A 23,773-nucleotide genomic window follows, 5' to 3' on the forward strand; every position below is an offset into this window, starting at 1 on the left:
TGGCCAGGGTGCCCGGTTGTGCCTAGTCTAGCGGCGTTTTCAAGCATTTACCTGCTGTTGCAGCGACCGATTGTTGCAGTCGCTGAAAAACACTTTTGATAGGCCACGCTGAAAGATCGGTCTGGAGTTCTGATGAATCTGTTCAAGCTGCGCCGGCCAGCTGTCGCGGTGGTCGAACCTGTACCAGCAGCACCGGCAGCTACCGCCCCGCTATCGAGCGAATGGCTGATGGCGTCCGCCGCGCTGCCTGCGCCGATTTTTGTGCGTGGGCAGGGCTCGTGGTTATGGGACAACGACGGTCGGGTTTATCTGGACTTCACCCAAGGCAGTGCAGGCAACAGTCTCGGCCATTGCCCGCAAGTGGTGAGCGAAGCGCTGAGTGCTCAGGCCCAGACATTGCTTAACTGCGGCGGGCAGCTAACCAACCACAACCAGTTGCTGCTGGCGCAGAAGCTTTGCCAGAGCACCGGCAGTGACCAGGCGTACCTGCTCAACAGCGGTGCCGAAGCGTGCGCAGCGGCGATCCGCCTGGCGCGTAAATGGGGCCAACTGCATCGCAGCGGCGCCGATCATGTCATTACGGCCAGCCAGGCCTGCCACGGGCGCGGTCTGGATACGTCGGGCTTCAGCCAGGTGGCGTTCAACGACCTGAGCGCACTACACGCCGCCGTCGACTCGCGCACGGTCGCGATCATGCTCGAACCGATCCAGGGCGAGGCCGGCGTTATCCCGGCCAGCCGCGAGTATCTCCAGGGTGTCGAACGGCTGTGCCGCGAGCTGGGCATTCTGCTGATCTTCGACGAAGCACTGACCGGCATCGGCCGCTGCGGTGCGTTGTTGGCCGAACAGCGATATGACGTGCGTGCCGACATCATCGCCCTTGGCACAGGCCTGGGGGGTGGCGTGCCGGTCGCCGCGCTGGTGGCCCGCGGCAGCGCCTGCTGCGCCGAGCCTGGCGAGCTGCAAGGCAGCCAGCACGGCAATGCACTGATGTGCGCGGCCGGCCTGGCGGTATTGCAGAGCGTGCTCGCGCCTGGCTTCTTCGAGCAGATCAAGGACCGCGGCCGCCACCTGCGCGAAGGCCTGAGCAGGTTGTCCGGCCGTTATGGTCATGGCGAGGTGCGTGGGCAGGGTCTGCTGTGGGCGCTGCAGTTACACGATGAGATGGCGCCAGCGTTGGTGCAGGCGGCATTGCAGGAGGGCTTGTTGCTGCAGGCGCCCCAGCCCGATGTAGTCCGCTTTGCCCCGGCGCTGACGATCAGCCGCGGGCTTGTCGACGAGATGCTGCTGAAGCTGGCCAGAGCCTTTGCCCGGCTGCACGGGCAACAGCACAACCGTCGCGAGATGCGCGCCTGATCGGCAATAGCGCTCACTTATTTCAACGAACCGTCTGGCGTTTCTGCGCATCGCCCCGGGCCTGTCTTATTCGGCCCGGGGCGTTTTTTTGCCTTTAGCGCAAGATGTTGTGCCTGCGGAACCTCTGCGCAAGCGCGCGAGTCTGTGTAGTAACCACTGACGGAGAGACATGCATGGACTTCATTCGCATCATTATCGCGATCCTTCTGCCGCCGCTTGGCGTGTTCCTGCAGGTCGGCTTTGCCGGTGCGTTCTGGCTGAACATCCTGTTGACGTTGCTGGGTTATATCCCCGGCATCATCCACGCGGTGTATATCATCGCCAAGCGCTGACGTGACGAGGGCCGCGCTGCGGCCCTCTGTTGCAATTGCGGCGTACTCGGCTCAACGGTCGAGAACCCGGCAGTAGAACTTCCATTCTTCCTCGAGTGCATGCGCAAGGTTCTCGGCCTTGCGGAAACCGTGCCGCTCACCGGCATAAAAATGCCCTTCAGCCTCAATCCCGTTAGCTTTCAGCGCCGCCAGCATGGCGTGAGTCTGCTCGGGCACCACCACGGCATCCAGCTCGCCCTGGAAGAAGATCATCGGCACCTTGATTTGCTCGGCATGCAGCAGCGGTGTGCGTTGGCGGTAGCGCTCGGCGTCTCGTTGAGGATCGCCAATCAGCCAGTCCAGATAATCCCCTTCGAACTTATGCGTCGCCCGTGCCAGCGCCAGCGGGTCGCTGACGCCATAGAGGCTGGCGCCGGCGCGAAATACATCGGCGAATGCCAGCGCGCACAGGGTGGTGTAGCCGCCAGCACTGCCGCCGCGAATGAACGCCTGCTGCGGGTCGATCAGGCCCAGCCCCGCCAGGTAACTGACTGCAGCGCAGGCGTCTTCGACGTCGACTTCGCCCCAGCGCAAGTGCAGCGCTTGCCGATAGGCGCGGCCATAACCGCTGCTGCCGCGGTAGTTGAGGTCGGCCACGGCAAAGCCGCGTTGGGTCCAGTACTGGATGCGCGGGTCGAGTACCGGGTAGCAGGCCGAGGTCGGCCCGCCGTGGATGAACAGCACCAGCGGCGCGGCGCCTTGCGGCTGGTTGGCCGCCGGGTAGAAGAAGCCATGGGCATGGGCGTCGCCGCTGGGATAGCGGATCGGCTGCGGGCGACTGATCCGCTCGGCGGGCAGCGGCAGGCCACCGCCGCTAAGCACGCTGGTCTGGCCGCTGACACGCTCGATGGCGATGACTGCGGCTGGGCTGATCGGCGAGGCGGCGATGGCGTAGATATGGCGGTCGTCCAGAGCCAGACTGCGAAAGCGGGTGTACTCGCTGGCGAAGCGCTGAACCTGATCACCGCTGTGCAGGCCAAGCTGGGCAAAACCGTTTTCGAACCAGCTGGCCAGATAGCTATCAGGTGCGATTGCCAGCCAACTGCTGGCACCCAGTTGCCAGGGCGCGGCGGCGTGGTCGGCGGCGACTGCTGATAGTGCTTTCCAATCGCCCTCGATCTCCCCCCATGGCTGCCAGAAACCGTTGCGATCAGACAGGCAATACAGCCTGCCTTGCCCGTCGAAGCGGGGTTGCTGCAAGGACTGCTCTGGGTCGATATCGCCGGCCAGGCATAGCGCGGCAGTCCACTCGCCGTGTCTGTCGCGCTGGCGACACATCAATCGAGTGCGGGTCCAGGGCTGTGCCGGGCGGTCCCATTCGATCCAGGCCAGGCGCTGGCCGTCTTCGCTCAGGGTCGGTGCCGAATAGAAGTCGGCGCCTTCGGCCAGCACTTGACGGCCCTCATCGGCGAAGCAGACCAAGCGGTGCACAACGCTGTCAGCGTGCTGCTCTTCGACAGCGAGCACTGCGCCGGCATGCCACAGCACATCGCCATAGCGGCAGTCGGCGGCAGCGGTCAGGGCGCGTGGCGCAGAGCCATCGAGGCCTTGCAGGTAGATCTGCTGATCGGACTCGTTGACGAATACCAGCACCTCCTCGCCCAGGCAGAAGCTGCCGCCGCCGTATTCGTAGACACGGCTGCGTGCGCTGAAACCGTCCGGCGTCAGGCAATGGGCTTGCTGCTCGCGCCAGTGCCACAGGCGGCAAGCGCCGTCGGCAGGGCGGAATTCGTTCCAGAACAGCCCGGCCGCGCCGACCTTGAGGTCGGCGAAGTCGGTGCCGGCGGCGACGGCCTGGGCGGCGCTGAACTCAGCCGCGGGCGATGACTCGGGAGTTTCGTTCATTGCGGAATGTCAGCTCTTCGATGGCCTGATGGGCGTGCTCGGCTTCCTCACGTGCCTGGAGGATGATGCCATGCTCGGCCGACTTGGCGCACACTGGATCGGCGTTGCTGGCATCGCCGGTAAGCATGAACGCCTGGCAGCGGCAGCCGCCGAAGTCCTTTTCCTTCTCGTCGCACGAGCGGCAGGGTTCGGGCATCCAGTCGAAGCCGCGGTAGCGGTTGAAGCCGAACGAGTCATACCAGATGTGCCGAAGGTCGTGCTCGCGCACATTGGGGAACTGCACCGGCAACTGCCGCGCGCCATGGCAGGGCAGTGCGGTGCCGTCGGGGGTGACGGTAAGAAAGATACTGCCCCAGCCATTCATGCAGCCCTTGGGTCGCTCTTCATAGTAGTCAGGGGTGACGAAAATCAGCTTGCATGGGTTGCCAGCTGCCTTGAGCCGCTCGCGGTACTCGTTGGTGATGCGTTCGGCCCGCTCGAGCTGCGCACGGGTTGGCAACAGCCCGGCGCGGTTGTGCTGCGCCCAGCCATAGAACTGGCAGGTGGCAAGCTCGACGAAGTCGGCCTCAAGCGCCACGCACAGCTCGATGATACGGTCGATCTTGTCGATATTGTGCCGGTGGGTGACGAAGTTGAGCACCATCGGGTAACCGTGGGCTTTGACGGCGCGGGCCATTTCGAGCTTTTGCGCGAAGGCTTTTTTCGAGCCGGCGAGCAGGTTGTTGACCTGCTCGTCACTGGCCTGGAAGCTGATCTGGATGTGATCCAGCCCGGCGGTCTTGAACTCGGCGATGCGCTTTTCGGTAAGGCCGATGCCGGAGGTGATCAGGTTGGTGTAGAAGCCCAGCCGGCGGGCCTCGCCGATCAGCTCGGCAAGGTCCTGGCGCACCAGCGGCTCGCCGCCAGAAAAGCCCAACTGTGCCGCGCCCATCTCGCGCGCTTCGGCCATGACCTTGAACCACTGTGCCGTGGTCAGCTCCTGGCCTTGCTCGGCAAAATCGAGCGGATTGGAGCAGTACGGGCATTGCAGCGGGCAGCGGTAGGTCAGCTCGGCGAGCAGCCACAGCGGTAGGCCGACGCCGGCTTTGCCGGCTGTTTCAGGCGAGGACGATCCAGTGTTCGGCACGGGCCACCTCCATGAATTGCTCGATGTCGTCAGCGACCTCGGGCACATCGGGGAACTGCTGGGAAAGCTCGGCGATGATCACCGCGACCGAGCGCTGGCCATCGATCAGGCCGCCAATCAGCGCGGCACTCTCGTTGAGTTTGATCATGCCCTCCGGGTACAGCAAGACGTGGCCTTGCTGCGCCGGCTCATACTGGTAGCGGTAGCCTGGGCGCCAGCTGGGCACCTGTTGACGGTCAAGACTCATAGTGTGATCCCCTTGTGCCAGACCCGCTCGCGGGTGACGGAGTGGTAGGGAGGGCGGTCCAGCTCATAGGCCATGCTCATGGCGTCGAGCATGCTCCAGAGAATATCCAGCTTGAACTGAAGGATTTCCAGCATGCGCTCCTGGCTGGCGCGGGTGGTGTAGTGCTGCAAGGTAATCGCCAGGCCGTGCTCAACGTCGCGCCGGGCTTGGCCAAGACGGGTGCGGAAGTACTCGTAGCCAGCCGGATCGATCCACGGGTAATGCTGTGGCCAGCTGTCCAGCCGCGACTGGTGAATCTGCGGCGCGAACAGCTCGGTCAACGAGCTGCTGGCGGCTTCCTGCCAGCTGGCGCGGCGGGCGAAGTTGACGTAGGCGTCGACCGCGAAGCGCACGCCGGGCAGCACCAGCTCTTGCGAGCGCAGTTGCTCCGGGTCCAGGCCAACCGCCTGACCCAAGCGCAGCCAGGCTTCGATACCACCGTCTTCACCGGGCGCACCGTCGTGGTCGAGCAGGCGCTGGATCCACTCGCGGCGAATCTCTCGATCCGGGCAGTTGGCGAGGATCGCGGCGTCCTTCAGTGGGATATTCACCTGATAGTAAAAACGATTGGCGACCCAGCCCTGGATCTGCTCGCGGCTGGCGCGGCCGTCATACATCGCCACGTGATAGGGGTGATGGATGTGGTAGTAGGCGCCCTTGGCGCGCAGAGCCTGCTCGAATTCGGCAGGCGACATCGGCGTTGCGTCGCTCATGTGCGGCTCCTACAGCTCGATGCTCATGCCGTCGTAGGCGACTTCGACGCCGCGGCGTTCGACTTCGGCGCGCTCGGGTGAGTCTTCATCGAGGATCGGGTTGGTGTTGTTGATGTGGATAAGGACCTTGCGCTGGCTGGCGAAACCGTCCAGCACTTCAAGCATGCCGCCTGGGCCGCTCTGCGCCAGATGGCCCATCTCGCGACCGGTGCGGGTACCGACGCCACGCTGCTGCATTTCATCATCACGCCACAGCGTGCCATCGACCAGCAGGCAGTCGGCACCCTGCATCATTTCTAGCAGGGAGTTGTCGACCTGACCGAGACCTGGGGCGTAGAACAGCTTGCCGCCTGTGCGCAGGTCTTCGACCAGCAGGCCGAGGTTGTCGCCTGGATGCGGGTCGAAGCGGTGCGGCGAATACGGCGGCGCGGCGCTGCGCAGCGGGAACGGGGTGAACTTGAGGTTGGGGCAGGCCGGGATGACGAAGCTGCCTTCGAGTTCGATACGGTTCCAGGCTAGGCCGCCGTTCCAGTGGCTGAGCATGTTGAACAACGGAAAACCGCTGGTCAGGTCCTGATGGACCATGTCAGTGCACCAGACTTGATGCGGGCAGCCTTCACGCAGGCTGAGCAGGCCGGTGGTGTGGTCGATCTGACTGTCGAGCAGGACGATCGCGTCGATGCCGCTGTCGCGCAGTGCACGGGCCGGCTGCATCGGTGCAAACGCCTGCAGTTGCGCGCGGATATCTGGCGAAGCGTTGCACAGGACCCAGTGCTCGCCGTCGTCGGACAGCGCGATCGATGACTGGGTACGCGCCTGCGCGCGCAGCGAGCCATCCCTGAAACCCTTGCAGTTGACGCAGCTGCAGTTCCACTGCGGAAATCCGCCACCGGCAGCTGAACCAAGAATCTGGACGTACATGGCCACCCTCTATGCAAAATGCTGTAGGCAAAAACAACAACGCCCCGGCGGGACCGAGGCGTCTAACCGCAAGCCAGGCTTAGCGGTTGGCGAAGTACATGGTCACTTCAAAGCCGATACGCAGATCAGTGTAAGCAGGTTTGGTCCACATGGGATTACTCCTTCGGGATGGGGCTTGAGGGTTGTCAGCTACTTATTTGGTACCCCCTGAGGCAGGAGGTTCCATTTGCTGAGGTTGCGCTATCTTACAAGATAATTATGTACCAGAAGGTTCATTTTGCGAGAAGGGTTGTTGCGTGGCGAGTAACAATCTCGGTCAGTGCGAGTCAGGCGCTGGGCTGTTGGCCAGGCATAGCCAGCCGTGCTGGGCCGTGATCAGGGCTGTCAGCAAGGCGTCCAGACTGGCTTGATCGGTGTCCAGAATAGCTGCTTGCAGCCCCCCGAGATCGGCCGCTGCACCGGCCAGGTGGCTTTGCCAAGCCCACTGCGCGACCTCGGCGTCGGGCATCGCTGCCTCGTCAAAGCTATCAGCCAAAGCTTGCCGAGCGGCGTTTTCGAGAGTCACGCCTGCGCTGAACACCTCAAGCAGATGTGCGAGGATCTGCTCCGGCCGGACGTGGGGCGATTGCACGCCAAACAGCAGGCCGCCGATGCCGTCGGTCTGGCGGAAGGCGCTGAACACTGCGTAGCCCAATTGCAGTTCGACCCGCAGGCGCTGGTACACCGGGCCCTGCAGCAGTTGTGCAAGCAGCCGTCCGGCGCCTTGTAGCTGCGCCGGCAGCGGACAGAAAAGTAACAGCGCGTGTTCGCTGCCTGTTACGTCGGTATATAGCCAGCGTTTGCCCGGCACAGTGCTGGCATCGAGCGACTGCTCTTGGTCGGCAGCCTCGTCCCACATCGTGCGGCTGAGTGCCGAGCCCAATGCTGTCAGTTCCGGGTCGCCGAAGCCGACCGCCAGGCCTCGGCAGCTGGTGCTCCGCCAGACTTGGTCGAGGATCGCCTGATCCAGCACTCGGGCAGTATCTGGCTGAGCGGTAGGCGCAATCGCTACCTCGTCGGGCCAACGCTTGAGCAGCGCCCTGATCGGAATCAACGCAGGTTCATCCGCTACGGGTGCTTGCCAGCAGTCAGCAGCAGGTTGGTTCAACACTGCCAGCGCCTCTTCAACCAGCCGCACCACGGCCGCGGGGAGCCCGGCGCAGCGTAACTGCCAGTACTCGCCGCTGCTGCTGAAGTCCATCTGTAGCGAGGCCTGCTCGGCGCGCTCGGTCAGCGGCCGCAGTGCGTTGACCAGCACTGCGTGCAGGCGCTGGCGCAGAGGTGTTGCGATCCTCCAGCGCAGATACAGCGCGGCGTATTGACGCGAGCTGGGCAGGCAGGCGCTGATGCTCAGGGCGGCTGGTAGCGCTGCCGTCGTGTTGGGCAGGCTCGCGAGCAGCAGAGGATTGGCGGGCGGCAGTTGCCAGCTTCCGTATGCCTGCAGCGGCAGGCTATCCAATACTGCAGGCAGGGCCTGGAGCGATTGCGCATCGAGTGCTTGCAGCGGGTGTTCACGGCTGTCTCGCTGCGCCAGCTCCAATGCGCTGGCGGACATCGCCCGGCGCTGTTGCAGCTGAGCATAGGCTGCGTTCAACGCGTCGAAGTCTGCTTGCCTGATGAACTGCAACCAGCCGTGCAGCAGCGCTCGTACCTCATCGACCTGCGCGGTGTCGGTCAAGCGCAGACGTATCGTCCAGAGCAACTGGCCGGCGAAGGCATACAACAGTTTTGGCTGGCATTCACGCACCCAGCCGCGTTGGCGCAGTGCGTCCAGCCAAGTGCCTTCGCGGCTGTCGCTGATGCACCCCAGCAGCAATTCCATGGCCTGCTGTGCACCCGCCGGCAATCCATCGTGGGCGAACAGCAGCTCGAGTTGGCCGTGCTTGGGCGCTGGCGGCACCAGCAGTTGCTCTTTCAAAGCCGGTGGCAGTGCCTGAATCACCCGCTGGCCGCTGGCGAAAACGCTGGCGTAGCGCTCGCCCATGGCTTGCAGCTGGTCCAACGACTGCGGCCCGCACAGGCTCAGGACCATTTGCCCGCCCTGATAGAAGCGTTGGTGAAAGCCCCTGAGCTCGCGCTGAAACTGCGGATTGTGCAGGTTCAGGCTGTATCGGTTGCCCGCATGAAAGGCGCGCAGCGGATGATCCGCCGCTAGCCGCTGGAGCAGCGTGAACTGGTCCTGCGCTTCACGATTGCGCGACCAGGCGATGAACTCGGCGTGGATCACCTCGCGCTCACTGACTTGCCGCACTAGGCTCAGGTCCGGCTCGGCGAGCATCTGGCACAGGCGCTCGAGACCACCGGCCAGTGCAGCGGGCGGCACTTCGAAGAAAAAGTCAGTGGTGCGTTCGCGGGTGCCCGCGTTGACCTGGCCGCCAACGCCCTGAACGTAGCGCATCAGGCCATCCTCCAGCGGGAAACGCTCGGTGCCGAGGAAAAACAGGTGCTCGAGAAAGTGCGCCAAGCCAGGCCAGCGCGTCGCTGCATCATGGCTGCCCGCATGCACGCGCAAAGCCGCCGCCGCACGCTTGAGGCGCGGCGCGTGACGCAAGGTAAGGTGCAGGCCGTTGGCCAGGGTCAGATGGCGAGTGGCGTCAGGCATGAATTCTCCCGGGGCGAGTGCGCATGCTAGCGCATTCACGCTCAGCGCTGGTGCAGGTCGCGCCGCAGGTCCTGCAAGTACGGGAATGCCTGGCGCCCGGCCACGACCTGGTGCCTGTCCAGCTCCGCGTGCAGCTGGCATTCATCTTCTCCAGCCAGCGCCAGCACAGCGCCGTCCGGGCCGATGATGCTGCTCTGCCCGCAATAATGGATATCGCCTTCCGCGCCACAGTAATTGGCGTAGACCAGGTAGCACTGGTTTTCCTGGGCGCGTGCACGCACCGTCACCTGGCAGACGAAGTCGTATGGCTTCATGTTCGCCGTCGGCACCAGGATCAGCTCGGCGCCATCCAGCGCCAGACGCCGGGCGTTCTCGGCAAACTCGATGTCGTAGCAGATCAGCATGCCGACCTTCCACCCATTCAGCTCGACCACCGGGAAGTGATTGCTGCCGGCATCGAACATGGCCCGGTCCAGCTCACCGAACAAGTGCGTCTTGCGGTAGTTGGCCAGGCTGCGGCCATGGCTGTCGATCAACTGCACGCTGTTGTAGATGGCGCCGTCTTCGCCGCGCTCGGGATAGCCATAGACAATGGCAATCCCGAGCCCCTGGGCGATCTCGACCACGGCCATGGCCGAGGGCCCGTCCGATTCCTCAGCCAGCTGCTCGACCTGTTCACTGCCGATGTTGTAGCCGGTCAGGAACATCTCCGGGCACACCAGCAACTGCGCGCCGCTGGCGGCTGCCTGGTGCGCCTGCTGCTGCAGGCGTTCGAGGTTGCCAGCCAGGTCGAGGGGGCCGGGCTGGCCTTGGAACAGAGCGATGTGCATGCCGCCTCCTGGTCAGTCGGGCAGGGCGATCGGCCCAAGCTCGTCGAATACGTCACCTGGGCCGGGGTTTTCCGGGTGGGTCTTGCCGCCGAAGTGGTTGATGATACCCCACACCGCGTTCAGCGAAGTCTGCACCGCGCCTTCGACCCAGGCCGGGGTCCACGACACATCGTCACCGGCGATGAAGATGCCGCGTTGCGCGCTCGGCAGGTGGTCCTGCATGAAGTGCGCGTACATCCGCTGGTTGTAGCGGTAGTGGCCCGGCAGCGCACCTTTGAAGGCGCCGAGGAAGTACGGGTCGGCCTCCCATGAGATGGTGATCGGGTCGCCGATGATATGTCCGGCAATGTCGGTGTTCGGGTAGATCCGGTGCAGGGCGTCCAGTGCCAGCTGCACGCGTTTTTCCACCGGGTGCGGGAGCATCTTCAGGGCGTCGCTCATCCACGCGTAGGACAGGCAGATCACCCCCGGCTTGTCGTCGCCGTTGTCGAACAGGTAGGTGCCACGGGTCAGGCGGTCGGTGAGGGTCATGCTCATCAGATCGCGGCCGGTTTCCGGGTCCTTGTCCTTCCAGAACGGCCGATCGACCATGACGAAGGTCTTCGACGATTGCATGTAGCGGGTGCGGTCCAGAGCCATCCACATCTTCTGCGAGAACAGCGACTCTTCACAGTCGATCTGGGTGGTCAACAGCCAGCTCTGGCAGGTGGTCAGCACAGCGGCGTAGTGGCGGCAGCCGCCCCAGGTATCGGTGACCGCCAGTTGGCCATCGCTGGCACGGGCAATCCGTTTGACCCCGGTGCGCGGCGCGCCGCCATGCAGCGAGCTCAGGCTGGTGCCTGCCGGCCAGTGCGCGCAACGCTCCGGCACATGGCGCCAGATGCCTTGAGGCACCTGCTCGACACCGCCGACGATCAAGTGCTGGTGATCGTCGCAGCTGGTCATTACCACGCGGAAGATTTCCAGCATCGAGTTGGGGAAGTCCGAGTCCCAGCCGCCGGTACCGAAGCCAACCTGACCAAACACCTCGCGGTGCTGGAAGCTGAGCTTGGCGAAGGCCTTGGAAGTGGCGACAAAGTCATAGAACGTGCGGTCGTCCCACAGCGGTACCAGGGTGTTCCACAGCTCCTTGAGGCGCGGCACATCGCGGTCGCGAATGGCCTGCTGGATATCACCAAAGCGCGCGCCGCTTTCCAGCGCGTCGGCCCAGGCGTCGGCTACTTCCTGAAACAGCGCTGGCAAATCCGCCGCGCTTTCGGCGTAGTAGGTCTGGCCTTCGAGGTCGATGACGGTACTTGGCGAAGCTGGCGTCAACGGGTTTGGAAACGGTTTGGTTTCCAGGCCCAGCTTGTCGACGTAATGGTAGAACGCCGTCGACGACACCGGAAAGCGCATGCCGCCCAGCTCGGCGATGATCCCGTCGGTGCCGTTGAAGGCTTGCGAGCGCAGACGGCCGCCCATTTTCGACGCTTCATACACCACTGGTTTAAGGCCAAGCTTCATCAGCTCGTAGGCCGCTACCAACCCCGCAATGCCGGCGCCGATAATCGCCACCTCTTCGCCCTGGCGGTCGAGCGGGATACTGCCCAGACCGGCCGGATGCTCCAGCCAGTCGTCGAAAGCGAAGGGGAAGTCCGGGCCAAAAATCGTGATTGGTTTCTTGCCGTCGGCGGGGTGGCGATTGTTGTTCATGTTATGACCTTGCCAGGAGCTGCGCGGAGGGCGAAGCGTGAGTATAGAAAATGCCTGGGATCATTCTAGGGTGTGCGCAGTTCGTTATTAAGACTCATGCTGGCGTCGTTTTAATCTTTTTTTCGTCACTTTGAGGCTAATGACGTCGTTATGACGAAGGCATTAAGTGGCTTTCAGATCGGCTGGCCGCGGTCTATCTTGCTGCTGAGGATGATCGACGTGGTGGTTTTTTCCACACCGTCCAGGCTGCCGATCTGGTCGAGCAACTGGTCCAGCTGTTCCGGCGATTCGCTGTGCAGCCACGCCACGTAGTCGAACTCGCCACTCACGGCACACAGCTGTTGCACCTGGCCCATGGCCGTCATCCGCCGCACCACCTCCTTGCCCGCGCGTGGTTGGACCTTGATCCCGACATAAGCTTGCAGCCCACCGCCGATCAGGCGCTGGCCCAGGCGTACGCCGTAGCCGGCGATGACTTTGCTGTTTTCCAGGCGCTCCAGGCGTGAATTGACCGTGGTGCGGGCAATGCCCAGCTGCCGGGCGAGGTTGGCGACGCTTTCGCGGGCGTTGATCTGAAGCAGGGCGATCAGCTGGCGATCGATTTCGTCGAGGATGATTTGACGCGGTTGCGACATGTCGGCTCTCTGCAGCTGGAACTTGAGTGACGACACTTATAACGCAGATAAACCCACTGCGGCACAGTCGCGGGCAGACTGGCGCAGTTGATCTATACTTTTGAAATCAATCGCAGTTCACACGCCAGTGGGTGTCAGGCCAACCGGGACGTTATGCCTGGCGATAACCCTTGAAGTCTTTACGCAGTTCCAGAGATGGGAAGGATGACCAGATCCAAGGACCTTACACAGCTGCAGGTCGATAGCGTTTTTTGCATCAGCTTGCGCGAACGCGCCGATCGCCGCCAGCTGCTGCAACACGAGTTCGCAGACAGCGGGCTAAAGATCGAATATGTCCTGGTCGAGCGCGATCAGCACAGCCCTGAACGGGGCTGTTTCGATTCCCATGTTCACTGCGCGCGCATTGCCTTGGAGCGCGGCTGTCGGCGCGTGTTGATTCTCGAGGACGATGCCACGCTGGTAGCGTTCGAGCCGTTTCAGGTCGAGCAGGTCAACCGCTTTCTGCAGAGCGCCGATCCAGAGCTGTTCTACCTGGGCGCAAACCTGGGCAAGGTCTGGTTGACTTGGCGCCGTGGCATCGCCCGGGTGCGTGCCCGCGGCAGCCATGCTTATCTGCTGTCGAACCGCGGCTGTCAGCGCCTGCTGGAGCAAGGCGGTTACGCGGGCACTGCTCTGGACAAGGTCTTGGCGCAGCACTATCGCGGTTACATGGCCTTCCCCATGTTGAGCCAGCAACAACCCGAAGAAGTCGCCGCCAGCGATATCGTCCGCGCCCGCTCCACCGACGGCACCGCCGCCGATGCGGCGTTCTGGCGCGATAACTGGCGCCGGCAATACAGCCAGGTGCTGCGTAATGTGGGCAAGACGCTGTTGTTGCGGGATTTGTAGATTTCACCTGACGCGTGCTGTTTTCAAGAATGAGCCGATTAAAAACGCTATTCGGCTCAAAGTAGCCATTGGCGCGGGCTGGTCCGACGGTTAGCAATGAGGACTGCTCTTTCTTGGTGCTGGCTGAAGCGGCTGCGTGGCCGTAAGTGATATTTCAGAAACGAAAAAAGCCGCGCAATGCGCGGCTTTCAATTTGGTGGGCCCACACGGACTTGAACCGTGGACCAAAGGATTATGAGTCCTCTGCTCTAACCAACTGAGCTATAGGCCCCAGAGGTGGCGGGGATTATAGCTAGGGTTTTGAATGGGTGCCATCCGAAAGATCCGATAGTGCTAAACGCAGGAAGCCTGCAGCGAATTCTTCCGGCGGCAGCGGCAAGCTGACGATATAGCCCTGGATCTGCTCACAGCCTTCAGCGGTGAGGAAATGCTGCTGCGCCTGGTTCTCTACCCCTTCGGCAATGATGGTCAGCTGCATGCTCCGGCCGAGGGCGATGATCGCGCGAGTGATCGCAGCGTCGTGCGGGTCGTCGGGCAGCCCGCGGATGAACGATTGGTCGATCTTGAGGATGTCCAGCGGCAGGCGCTTGAGGTAGCTCAGGGATGAATAGCCGGTGCCGAAGTCGTCGATCGCCAGTTGCACGCCGAGCTGCTTGAGCTGATGGAGCACGCTGAGGGCTTCTTCGGCCTGGCTCATGATGAAGTTTTCGGTGATCTCCAGCTGCAGGTCGCCGGCCTTGAGCTGGTAGGTCTTAAGCAGTTGCTCGATGCGTTTGGCCAGGTGGGGCTGGCGCATCTGCGCGCCGGCGAGGTTGATCGACAGCGGGCCGAACGGCTGATAGCGCTTTTGCCACTGGTGCATCTGCCGGCAGGCTTGTTCCAGTACCCAGTCGCCAAGCTGGAGGATGGTGCCGTTCTCTTCAGCGAGATGGATGAAATGCTCTGGGGAAACGTCGCCGAAGGTTGGGTGGTTCCAGCGGATCAGGGCTTCGGCACCGACCAGGTTTTGTGTCTTGAGGCTCAGCTTGGGCTGGTAGCACAGGCTCAGCTCGTTGCGATCGATGGCGCGGCGCAGTTCGTTTTCCAGGGCCACGCGCACGCTGGCCTGGGCCGTGAGGTCACGGGTGTAGGCTTCGACCCGGTTGCGGCCTTTGGCCTTGGAGCGGTACATCGCAGCGTCGGCGTTGCGGATCAGGCTGGCGACGTCGCTGCCGTCTTGTGGGTAGAGGCTGATGCCGATACTGGCGCTGGTGAAGAACTCGTGTTCGCCGGCCTGGAACGGCGCGCTGAAGCAGGCCAGCAGTTTGTTGGCGATGGCACTTGCGTCACTTGGCTTGTGCAGACCAGGCAGCAGAATGATGAATTCGTCACCGCCCAGGCGGGCCACGGTGTCGACGTCGCGCACCTGTTCCTTGAGGCGCTGGGCAATGCCTTTGAGCAGCAGGTCACCAACCGGGTGGCCGAGGCTGTCGTTGATGTGCTTGAAGCGATCGAGGTCGAGGAACAGCACCGCGCCCTGGCGGTTGGACACCAGCGAGCACTGCAGCGCGGCATGCAGGCGGTTTTCGAACAGGGCGCGGTTGGGCAGGCCGGTCAGTGGGTCGTGATGCGCCTGGTAATCCAGTTTGGCCTGGGCGTGCTTGAGGCTGGAGATGTCGGCAAACACCGCCACGAAGTGAGTGATCTCGCGCTCGCTGTTACGCACCGCGCTGATGGTCAGCCAACTCGGGTACAGGTCGCTGTTCTTGCGCTTGTTGAAGATCTCGCCTTGCCAGTGGCCTTCGGCAGTCAGCTGGTGCCACATGGCAACGTAGAAGGCGCTGTCATGCTGGCCAGAGGCGAGCAGGCGCGGGGTCTGACCGAGGGCTTCGATCTCGCTGTAACCGGTGATCTCGCTGAATGCCCGGTTGACCGCAGTGATGCGCTGATCGGTGTCGGTGATCAACACACCTTCGGCAGTGTTTTCAAACACAGTGGCGGCCAGTTGCAGTTTTTCCTGCATGAGATGGCGTTCGGTGATGTCGCGGGCGATAGTCAGCATGCAGTCGGCGCCGGCAATCGGCAGCGGTCTGGCGGACAGCTCACAGAGGCGAATCTGACCATCGCTGCGGCGAATGTGGCAGCTGAAATCACGCACGAAGCCGTCTTTCTTGAGTTTGCTCAGCAGCAGCTTGCGTTCGTTGAGGTCGACCCAGATGCCCAGGTCCAGCGAGGTTTGGTCAAGGCGCGGGTCAAGGTTGTAGCCGGTCAGGCGGCAGAAGCCTTCGTTGACCTCGAGCAGGAGGCCGTCGCTCTGCCTGGACAGCAGCAAGCCGTCGGGCGAGGCGTGGAAGGCCTTGGCGAATTTCTCTTCGGAGATCTGCAGGCGCTGCTGGGTTTCCTTCAGCTGGCTGATGTCGCGTACGGCCACGACCAGCGCCGGGGTGCCGTCGAGGTCGAAGGTCTCCGCCGAGGTGAGGCCGGTGAACAACTCGCCGTTGCTGCGCCGGAAGCTCATCTCGAGGTTGCGAATACCACCCAGGTGCAAGCGTTCCAGTACGCTCGGGCCGCTGCCGCTGACGCCCCACAGGCCAAGCTCGGTAGCGGTGCGGCCGATTACCTGATTGGGGCCGAGGCCGATCTGCTCCTCGAATGCTTCGTTGACCTCAAGCAGGCAGCCATCGCTGTGCCGAGCAATCAGGAGGATATCCGGGCATTGCTGGAACACCGAAGCAAACTTCTGCTCGGACAGACGCAAGGCATGCTCGGTACGCTTGGTCTCGCTGATATCGATCATCAGGCCGCGCATCACCGAGCGCTGGCCCTGCTCGATCATGCTGACGATATCGCGCACCCACAACGTATGGCCATCGGCGCGGATCACGCGGTAGTCGAGGCTGTGATCGCGGCCGGCGGCAGTTTCGCTGTCGCAGTAAGCCTTGGCCCAGAGCGCGTCCTCGGGATGCACGATGCTGCTCCAGAAACCGGGTCTGAGCCAGTCTCCCAGGCTGTAACCGAGCAGGTCTTCGGCGTGGGGCGAGACGTAGCTGTAGGTGAAATCGTTGGCGTCGGCTTCCCATGCGACCGCCGACAGGCTTTCGACCAGGCTGCGGTAATGGTATTCGCTGCTGCGCAGTTCCTGTTCAAGCGCTATGCGCCGGGATATTTCCGAGCTGAGCCGGCGATTGATGCGGATGACGGCAGCGAGAACCAGCATCAGCAGCACAACTGTCGGCAGGCCATAGAGCAGCATGTCGTGCCAGAAGCTGCGCTGATCGACGACGTTGCCGACCCAGCGCTGCTGGATGTCATTGACTTCATCGCTGCTCATATCGGCGATGACTTTGTCGAGGATGGCCACCAGTTGCTTGTTGTCCCGGGGTACGCCCATTGCCAACTGGTAGCGGTAGGGTGTTTCGCCGCTGACGTAGAGGCCATCGAGCTTGAGCTCGCGCAGGCTCCAGATGCTTGAAGCAAGGTCACCGACCACGGCGTCCACTTCGTCGGTCGCCAAGGCTTGCAGGGCCGAGCTGACATTGGGCAGGGCAACCAGATTGAGGTCGGGGTGGTGGGTGCGCAGCAGTTCATGGGGCGCGTAGTTTTCCACCACCGCGATCTTCAGCCCGTACAGATCCTTGAGGGTGCGCGGTTGGCGACCGCCCTCATGGGCCAGAATAACGATCGGGAAGTCCAGGTATGGGCGGGTGAAGGACAGGTAGTTCTGCCGTTCCGGGGTCGACATCACGCCCGGCAGCAGATCGAGTTGATTGTTGCGGGCAAGCTCAAGCACCTCGCTCCAGGTTTTTGGCTCGGTCGGCTTGAGGGTGACGCCAAGACGTTCCTGGATCACATTGATGTAATCGGCGGCCAGTCCCTGGTAGAGGCCCTCCTGATCGCGAAACTCGAACGGGGGCCAGGATGCGTCCACGCCCAGGCGCAGCTGTGGATGGGCGCTGAGCCAGGCTTGCTCGTCTTCGGTCAGGGTCAGGGCGCCGGCCGTTGCGCTCCAGTAAAACAGGATCAGCAACAGTAGGGCCGGCATTTTCGGCATAGCAGCCTCTAGGCAGATAGTCTGAATTCGAGTGTAGCCGTGCATTGCTGCGGGGTGTGAGGGTAAGACGATTAACTTCGGCAGGAATTCAACAGCTGGCGGGATTGCCCCGACAACTGCGCGGTCAGTGCTGGCACTTTTTCGATGGCCAAGAAAAACCCCGGCCTGGGCCGGGGTTTGTCATCACTCGTCGAGGAAGGAGCGTAGATGCTCGCTTCTGGTCGGGTGGCGCAACTTGCGCAGCGCCTTGGCTTCAATCTGACGAATCCGCTCACGGGTTACGTCGAATTGTTTGCCGACCTCTTCAAGGGTGTGGTCGGTGTTCATGTCGATACCGAAACGCATGCGCAGCACTTTGGCTTCGCGTGCGGTCAGGCCGCCCAGAACATCACGAGTCGCTTCCTTGAGGCTCTCGACGGTAGCTACATCGATTGGCGACTGCATGGTCGAGTCTTCGATGAAGTCACCCAGGTGCGAATCTTCGTCATCACCAATCGGCGTCTCCATGGAGATTGGCTCTTTGGCGATTTTCAGCACCTTGCGGATCTTGTCCTCAGGCATCTCCATACGCTCGCCAAGCTCTTCCGGGGTCGGTTCGCGACCCATTTCCTGCAGCATCTGCCGGGAAATACGGTTGAGCTTGTTGATCGTCTCGATCATATGCACCGGAATACGGATGGTGCGTGCCTGGTCGGCGATCGAGCGGGTAATGGCCTGACGAATCCACCAAGTGGCGTACGTCGAGAACTTGTAACCACGACGGTATTCGAACTTGTCGACCGCCTTCATCAAGCCGATGTTGCCTTCCTGGATCAGATCGAGGAATTGCAGGCCACGGTTGGTGTACTTCTTGGCGATCGAAATCACCAGACGCAGGTTGGCCTCGACCATCTCTTTCTTGGCGCGACGGGCCTTGGCCTCGCCGATCGACATGCGACGGTTGATGTCCTTGATTTCGGCAACGGTCAGACCGGTTTCGTTTTCAAGGTCTACCAGCTTCTGCTGGCAGGCGACGATGGCATCGTTCTTTTCGCCCAGCGCTGCAGCCCACTTGGTGCTGCGCTTGGAGAGGTCACCGCTCCAGGTCTGGTCGACTTCGTTGCCCGGGAACAGGCGCAGGAAGTCGGCACGCGGCATGCGCGCATCACGTACGCACAGCTGCATGATTGCGCGTTCTTGCTGACGCAGACGGTCCAAGGCACCACGAACGCGCTCGACGAGCACCTCGAACTGCTTGGGCACCAGCTTGATCGGCATGAACAGCTCGGCCAGAACCTGCATCGCGCCAATGCTTTCGGCATGGCTGCGACCGTGCTTCTTGAGCACTTTGAGGGTAATCGCGAGCTGATCGGACACGGCGCCGAAGCGCTGCTGGGCGAGGACTGGGTCGGGACCGCTCTCGGTCTCTTCCTCTTCCTCGCTGTCGTCTTTCTCTTCGTCCTCTTCCTCGTCGTCCTTGGCTGCAGCGGCGTTTTTGGCGCCTAGCTGCGGGGCTTCTTCGGACGGCGTGGCGATATTGTCGTCAGGGTCGATGTAACCGCTGAATACGTCGGACAGGCGACCACCTTCGGTGGTGACGCGGGTGTATTCGCCGAGGATGTAGTCGACAGTACCCGGGAAATGGGAGATAGCCCCCATGACCTCACGAATGCCTTCCTCGATCCGCTTGGCGATTTCGATCTCGCCTTCGCGGGTCAGCAGCTCGACAGTACCCATTTCGCGCATGTACATGCGCACCGGGTCGGTCGTGCGGCCGATATCGGTCTCGACAGCAGCCAGTGCTGCGGCGGCTTCTTCGGCTGCGGCCTCATCAGTGTCGGCTTCCGCCAACAACAGGGCATCCGCATCCGGAGCAGTCTCGAATACGTTGATCCCCATGTCGTTGATCATGCGGATGATGTCTTCCACCTGCTCTGGATCTGAAATATCCTCAGGCAGATGGTCGTTGACCTCCGCGTAAGTCAGGTAGCCCTGCTCACGACCGCGGGTGATCAACTCTTTGATACGAGATTGCTGTTGCGCTTTTCCGGACATAACACCCTATCCACTGAAGGTCTTGGCGGGCAAAAAAACAAGCCGAGGATTATACCCGAATAAGGGCCTCACGCGCCAGATGAGGTCGGGTTTTGTGCAGGAACTTTGCGGCTCAGCAGGGCCAAAAGCTGAGATTTTTCCTCTGGACTCAAGTCACTTTGACGCGCTTTGCGCATCAGATGTTCCAGGCTGCGCTCGCGTTGGCGGGCGGATAAGCTAGTAATGGTGTCGAAAAACTGTTGTTCAAGGTTATCGGCATCGATCAGCCATTCCTTTTCTGCTAAGGCGCGCAATAAACGCCCCTGGTCAGTGCCGTGCCAGCGTGCAATCAGTTGCATTGAGCTTAGCTTAGGATTCTTCTGTGCAGCTTCGATCAGCGAAATCAGCAGCTGGTTGTACACATGCTCTTCATCGGCGAAATGGCTGGCGTCTTCGACCTTGCCAGCCAGCAGCGGGTAATGCAGCAGGGTGCGCAAGGCCGACAGCGTTGGCGGTTCGACCGGCGCCGGCACCCGTGGCGGCGCCTCGCGCTGGCCATCCCGTTGCCAGGGTTTGCCGCCTTTCTTGTCCCAAGGTTTTTTCTCCCACTGCTTTTTGCCGGCACCTTTGTTCGGCGTCCATGGCCGCTGCTCTTGCTGCGCGCCGTAGTCGGGCTGGTGCGCGTCGGCATAGTCGGGGGTGTAGCTGGCCATGGCGTCGTAGTCGAAGCCTGGGTCGTAATCGGGCACGCTGGCCGCTGGCGCGTTCTGCGTCAGTTGCTCGACCTGCTGAGTATCCAGCCCGGTGATTTCCTTGAGGCGGTTGCGCATCAATTGGCGCAGGTTGGCGCCGGGGACTTTTTCGATCAGCGGTGCAGCCAGGGTCGCCATGTGCGCCTTGCCTTCCAGTGAGCGAGGATCGGCTTCGTTGCTCAATTGCTCGAAAAAGTAATCCGCCAGCGGTTGTGCGTGCTGAATGATGCGTGCGCGGAACGCGTCGGTGCCTTCGGCACGGACCAGGCTGTCCGGGTCTTCGCCTTCGGGCAGGAACAGAAAGCGTGCGCGGCGACCGTCCTGCAGGCTCGACAGCGTCGACTCCAGTGCACGCCAGGCTGCCTTGCGACCGGCCTGATCGCCGTCAAAGCAGAACAGCACGCTGGGCACTACCCGGAACAGGCGCTTGAGGTGCTCTTCGCTGGTGGCAGTGCCGAGGGTCGCTACGGCATTGCGCAGGCCTTGCTGAGCCAGGGCGATGACATCCATGTAGCCTTCGACGACGATGATTTCGTCGAGGCTGCGGTTGTGCTTGCGCGCTTCATACAGGCCGTACAGCTCCTGGCCTTTGTGAAATACCGGGGTCTCCGGCGAGTTCAGGTACTTGGGCTTGTCGTCACCCAGCACGCGGCCGCCAAAGGCGATGATCCGGCCACGGCTGTCGCGGATCGGGAACATCACCCGGTCGCGGAAGCGGTCGTAGCGCTTGCCACTCTCGGCATTCTCGATCAGCAGGCCGGCATCGATCATGACCTTTTGCTGCAGGCTGTCGGCACCCAGGTGCTTCATCAGGTTGTCCCAGCCGGGCGGGGCGAAGCCCAGGCTGAAATCACGGGCGATTTCGCCGGACAGGCCACGACCCTTTAGGTAATCAACGGCCGCCTTGCGCGTCTGATGGCTGCGCAGCGCCTGGCGGTAGTATTCGGCGGCAGCTTCCAGCAAAGGGTACAGCGGCGAGTCGGTCGGTTGACGTGGCTTGTTGCCACGCCGGCCTTCTTCGCGGGGGACTTCCATGCCGGCACTGCGGGCGAGGTCTTCGACGGCCTGGGGGAAGTCCAGGTTGTCGTGGTCCATGACGAAGCCGAGCGCGTTACCGCCGGCGCCGCAGCCGAAGCAGTAATAGAACTGCTTGTCGGGGCTGACCGTGAACGACGGCGATTTTTCTTTGTGGAACGGGCAGCAGGCGGAGTAGTTCTTGCCGGTTTTTTTCAGCTGGACGCGCGAACTCACCACGTCGACTATGTCGGTGCGGTTAAGCAGGTCGTCAATAAAGCTCTGGGGAATCAGCCCGGCCATGGCAGTCTCGTCATCGTGCAGTCGGCAAGTCTAATCGCTAACGCAAGGGTGCGGGAATGATGGGTGCGGTGCGATGCAGTGAGGGTCAAGCGAGGGGAGTGTGCGCGTCGCCAGCCACAAGGGCTCGTCAGACAGGGACGGCACGCCTGGTCGCGAGGACCAGTTCTGACGTGTGTTACGGTTGCCGGCTGCTCTAGGTAGCTGGCGCCTCGGGCTCGCGCCTGAGGTTTGAAGCTGCTGCTGCCAACTGCCCGGGGTTAGCCGGGCAGGGCAGAAGCTTTGCGACGAACGTCTGTATTAGTACAGGCGAACGGCGCGGCGCTGTTCGCGCTGCACTTTCTTCGCGTGACGCTTGACTGCAGCAGCAGCCTTGCGCTTACGCTCGGAAGTTGGCTTTTCGTAAAACTCGCGGCTACGCACTTCAGCCAGTACACCGGCTTTTTCGCAGGAGCGCTTAAAACGACGCAGAGCTACGTCGAAGGGTTCGTTCTCTTTTACTTTGACGGCTGGCATCCAGGGCTACCTTCGTTCGTTACCGGGGTAGACGTGCTCCTGACAAAAATAAAGATGCGCTGGAGAACGTCGGTTTTCAAGGGTTGCGGATGTTAACGCTAAGCTGACCGGAATGCAAAGCCTCTGATCGAAAACCGCTGGTCGGCACTGGGCACGGGGACTATCATGCGCGCCTTCGAATTCAGCCTAAACAAGGCACAGACCCATGCTAGTACTGGGATTGGAAACATCCTGCGATGAAACCGGCGTCGCATTATACGACAGTGAACGCGGTTTGCTCGCTGATGCACTGTTCAGTCAAATCGACCTGCACCGCGCCTACGGCGGCGTTGTGCCCGAGCTCGCCTCGCGCGATCACGTCAAGCGCATGCTGCCGTTGATCCGCGAAGTACTGGCGGATGCCGGCGCAGTGGCCAGCGATATCGACGCAATCGCCTACACCGCAGGCCCGGGCCTGGTCGGCGCGCTGCTGGTGGGCGCCTCCTGCGCGCAGTCGATGGCATTTGCCTGGGATATCCCGGCAATCGGCGTGCATCACATGGAGGGTCACCTGCTCGCGCCGATGCTCGAAGAGCAGCCGCCGCAGTTCCCGTTCGTCGCTTTATTGGTGTCCGGCGGCCATACGCAGCTGGTTCGGGTCGATGGCATCGGCCAGTACCAGTTGCTCGGCGAGAGCCTGGACGATGCCGCCGGCGAGGCCTTCGACAAGACTGCCAAGCTGATCGGCCTGAATTACCCCGGCGGTCCGGAAATTGCCCGCCTGGCCGAGCAGGGTGTGCCGGGGCGCTTCACGTTCCCGCGGCCGATGACCGACCGCCCTGGGCTGGAATTCAGCTTCAGTGGCCTCAAGACCTCAGCGCTGAACACCTGGAACAAGTGCCGTGATGCCGGTGACGACACCGAGCAAACCCGTTGCGACGTGTCGCTGGCGTTCCAGCAGGCGGTAGTCGACACTCTGACCATCAAGTGCAAGCGCGCCCTGCAGCAGACCGGCCTCAAGCGCCTGGTGATTGCCGGCGGGGTCAGTGCCAATAGCGCGTTGCGCGCATCGCTGGAAGGCATGCTGGCAACGATCAAGGGCAATGTTTACTACGCGCGTCCGCGCTTTTGCACTGACAACGGCGCGATGATCGCCTATGCCGGTTGTCAGCGTTTGCTGGCCGGGCAGCAGCAGGATCTAGCGATCAGCGTGCAGGCGCGCTGGCCGATGGAGCAGTTGCCGCCGATCTGATCGGTTTTTTTAAGGGTTGGGGCGGCGTCAGAAATGCCGTTCGCGGCCAGCGAACAGGTCGCGCAGGTTGCGCCGATGGCGCCAGACGATGAGTAGCGTCAGCACACTCATCGGCAGCAGCGCCGCCGGCTCGCGCCAGGCCAGCAATGGCAGGGTCAGCGGAGTGGCGATCAATGCGGCGAGCGAGCTGGTGCGGGTCAGGTAGAAGGTCATCAGCCAGGCCGTGATAGCCAGCAAGGCAGCTGGAATGTAAAGGGCCAGGAGCACGCCGGCGGCAGTGGCTACGCCCTTGCCGCCACGGAAGCGAAAGTACACCGGGAACAGGTGGCCGATGACCGCGCACAGGCCGATCCAGGCTTGCTGTTGCAGGCCCAGCCCGGCTTGCTCGGCCAGCAGCACGGGCACGATGCCCTTGCACAGGTCGCCCAGCAGGGTCAGGATCGCCATCTTGCGCCCAGCCAGGCGCAGCATGTTGGTCGCCCCGGCATTGCCCGAACCGCTTGAGCGAGGGTCGGGGTTACCGCTGAGGCGGCTCAGAACAATGGCAAAGGACAGCGAGCCAAGCAGGTAGGCGAGCATCGCCAATAACCAAAACATGCTAACTATTCCGGGC

General features: G+C 62.4%; 19 protein-coding genes and 1 tRNA gene. 4 read left to right on the top strand and 16 right to left on the bottom strand.

From position 1 onward, the window contains the following. Positions 1-132: 132 nt before the first annotated feature. Together M2396_RS18455 and M2396_RS18460 are read left to right on the top strand one after the other, a co-directional pair. A complete protein-coding gene (locus M2396_RS18455) occupies positions 133-1,356 on the top strand; it encodes an aspartate aminotransferase family protein (protein WP_259076912.1) in 1,224 nt (407 codons plus the stop codon). Positions 1,357-1,529: 173 nt separating this feature from the next. After that, entirely contained in the window at positions 1,530-1,688 is a 159-nt protein-coding gene (locus tag M2396_RS18460; RefSeq protein ID WP_101322414.1) for a YqaE/Pmp3 family membrane protein, read from the top strand. Positions 1,689-1,739: 51 nt separating this feature from the next. On the opposite strand, the gene M2396_RS18465 is transcribed toward M2396_RS18460, so the two are convergent. The 10 genes from M2396_RS18465 to M2396_RS18510 all read right to left on the bottom strand — a co-directional run bounded on the left by M2396_RS18465 (position 1,740) and on the right by M2396_RS18510 (position 12,416). Next, positions 1,740-3,572, bottom strand: coding sequence for a S9 family peptidase (locus M2396_RS18465; protein ID WP_259076914.1), 1,833 nt, complete (start codon positions 3,570-3,572; stop codon positions 1,740-1,742). Next, a complete protein-coding gene (gene pqqE / locus M2396_RS18470) occupies positions 3,538-4,698 on the bottom strand; it encodes a pyrroloquinoline quinone biosynthesis protein PqqE (RefSeq protein WP_150572901.1) in 1,161 nt (386 codons plus the stop codon). The genes M2396_RS18465 and pqqE overlap by 35 nt, the downstream gene beginning before the upstream one ends. Beyond that, positions 4,670-4,945, bottom strand: a complete 276-nt coding sequence (pqqD, locus tag M2396_RS18475) for a pyrroloquinoline quinone biosynthesis peptide chaperone PqqD (protein ID WP_101322411.1) — start codon at positions 4,943-4,945, stop codon at positions 4,670-4,672. Before pqqD ends, pqqE begins: the two co-directional genes overlap by 29 nt. After that, positions 4,942-5,697 (bottom strand): pyrroloquinoline-quinone synthase PqqC, encoded by a 756-nt coding sequence (gene pqqC / locus M2396_RS18480; RefSeq protein ID WP_101322410.1) that lies wholly within the window; start codon positions 5,695-5,697, stop codon positions 4,942-4,944. Before pqqC ends, pqqD begins: the two co-directional genes overlap by 4 nt. Before the next feature lie 9 nt (positions 5,698-5,706). After that, positions 5,707-6,618, bottom strand: a complete 912-nt coding sequence (gene pqqB, locus M2396_RS18485) for a pyrroloquinoline quinone biosynthesis protein PqqB (RefSeq protein WP_259076916.1) — start codon at positions 6,616-6,618, stop codon at positions 5,707-5,709. Positions 6,619-6,697: 79 nt separating this feature from the next. Further along, entirely contained in the window at positions 6,698-6,769 is a 72-nt protein-coding gene (gene pqqA, locus M2396_RS18490; protein ID WP_003243383.1) for a pyrroloquinoline quinone precursor peptide PqqA, read from the bottom strand. 165 nt (positions 6,770-6,934) lie between these two features. After that, positions 6,935-9,259, bottom strand: a complete 2,325-nt coding sequence (gene pqqF / locus M2396_RS18495) for a pyrroloquinoline quinone biosynthesis protein PqqF (RefSeq protein ID WP_259076919.1) — start codon at positions 9,257-9,259, stop codon at positions 6,935-6,937. Between the two features lie 41 nt (positions 9,260-9,300). Continuing rightward, entirely contained in the window at positions 9,301-10,089 is a 789-nt protein-coding gene (locus M2396_RS18500) for a carbon-nitrogen hydrolase family protein (RefSeq protein WP_220632662.1), read from the bottom strand. Between the two features lie 12 nt (positions 10,090-10,101). Continuing rightward, positions 10,102-11,781: an NAD(P)/FAD-dependent oxidoreductase gene (locus M2396_RS18505; protein WP_259076924.1), complete on the bottom strand. Its 1,680-nt coding sequence runs from the start codon at positions 11,779-11,781 to the stop codon at positions 10,102-10,104. A gap of 173 nt (positions 11,782-11,954) precedes the next feature. Further along, complete coding sequence (locus M2396_RS18510) at positions 11,955-12,416, bottom strand: Lrp/AsnC family transcriptional regulator (protein ID WP_101322405.1); 462 nt, start codon at positions 12,414-12,416, stop codon at positions 11,955-11,957. A gap of 204 nt (positions 12,417-12,620) precedes the next feature. On the opposite strand from M2396_RS18510, the gene M2396_RS18515 reads away from it, so the two are divergent. After that, a complete protein-coding gene (locus M2396_RS18515) occupies positions 12,621-13,304 on the top strand; it encodes a hypothetical protein (protein ID WP_259076927.1) in 684 nt (227 codons plus the stop codon). Positions 13,305-13,498: 194 nt separating this feature from the next. On the opposite strand, the gene M2396_RS18520 is transcribed toward M2396_RS18515, so the two are convergent. From M2396_RS18520 to rpsU, 5 genes are all read right to left on the bottom strand, one after another. Next, a tRNA-Ile gene (locus tag M2396_RS18520) sits at positions 13,499-13,575 on the bottom strand. Positions 13,576-13,596: 21 nt separating this feature from the next. Next, a complete protein-coding gene (locus M2396_RS18525; RefSeq protein ID WP_259076929.1) occupies positions 13,597-17,334 on the bottom strand; it encodes a bifunctional diguanylate cyclase/phosphodiesterase in 3,738 nt (1,245 codons plus the stop codon). A gap of 183 nt (positions 17,335-17,517) precedes the next feature. After that, complete coding sequence (rpoD, locus tag M2396_RS18530; RefSeq protein WP_101322402.1) at positions 17,518-19,368, bottom strand: RNA polymerase sigma factor RpoD; 1,851 nt, start codon at positions 19,366-19,368, stop codon at positions 17,518-17,520. Between the two features lie 68 nt (positions 19,369-19,436). After that, complete coding sequence (gene dnaG, locus M2396_RS18535) at positions 19,437-21,416, bottom strand: DNA primase (RefSeq protein ID WP_150571166.1); 1,980 nt, start codon at positions 21,414-21,416, stop codon at positions 19,437-19,439. A 297-nt stretch (positions 21,417-21,713) separates the two neighbouring features. After that, positions 21,714-21,929, bottom strand: coding sequence for a 30S ribosomal protein S21 (gene rpsU, locus M2396_RS18540; protein WP_002551877.1), 216 nt, complete (start codon positions 21,927-21,929; stop codon positions 21,714-21,716). Between the two features lie 205 nt (positions 21,930-22,134). On the opposite strand from rpsU, the gene tsaD reads away from it, so the two are divergent. Continuing rightward, positions 22,135-23,160, top strand: coding sequence for a tRNA (adenosine(37)-N6)-threonylcarbamoyltransferase complex transferase subunit TsaD (gene tsaD / locus M2396_RS18545; RefSeq protein ID WP_259077188.1), 1,026 nt, complete (start codon positions 22,135-22,137; stop codon positions 23,158-23,160). Positions 23,161-23,187: 27 nt separating this feature from the next. Here tsaD and plsY read toward each other — a convergent pair whose 3' ends face one another. After that, on the bottom strand, positions 23,188-23,757 hold the full coding sequence (gene plsY, locus M2396_RS18550) for a glycerol-3-phosphate 1-O-acyltransferase PlsY (protein ID WP_101322399.1): 570 nt from the start codon (positions 23,755-23,757) through the stop codon (positions 23,188-23,190). Between the last annotated feature and the right edge of the window lie 16 nt (positions 23,758-23,773).

The sequence above is a fragment of the Pseudomonas sp. BIGb0278 genome (assembly GCF_024809895.1).
In the GTDB taxonomy this organism is placed as follows: Bacteria; Pseudomonadota; Gammaproteobacteria; order Pseudomonadales; family Pseudomonadaceae; genus Aquipseudomonas; species Aquipseudomonas shirazensis.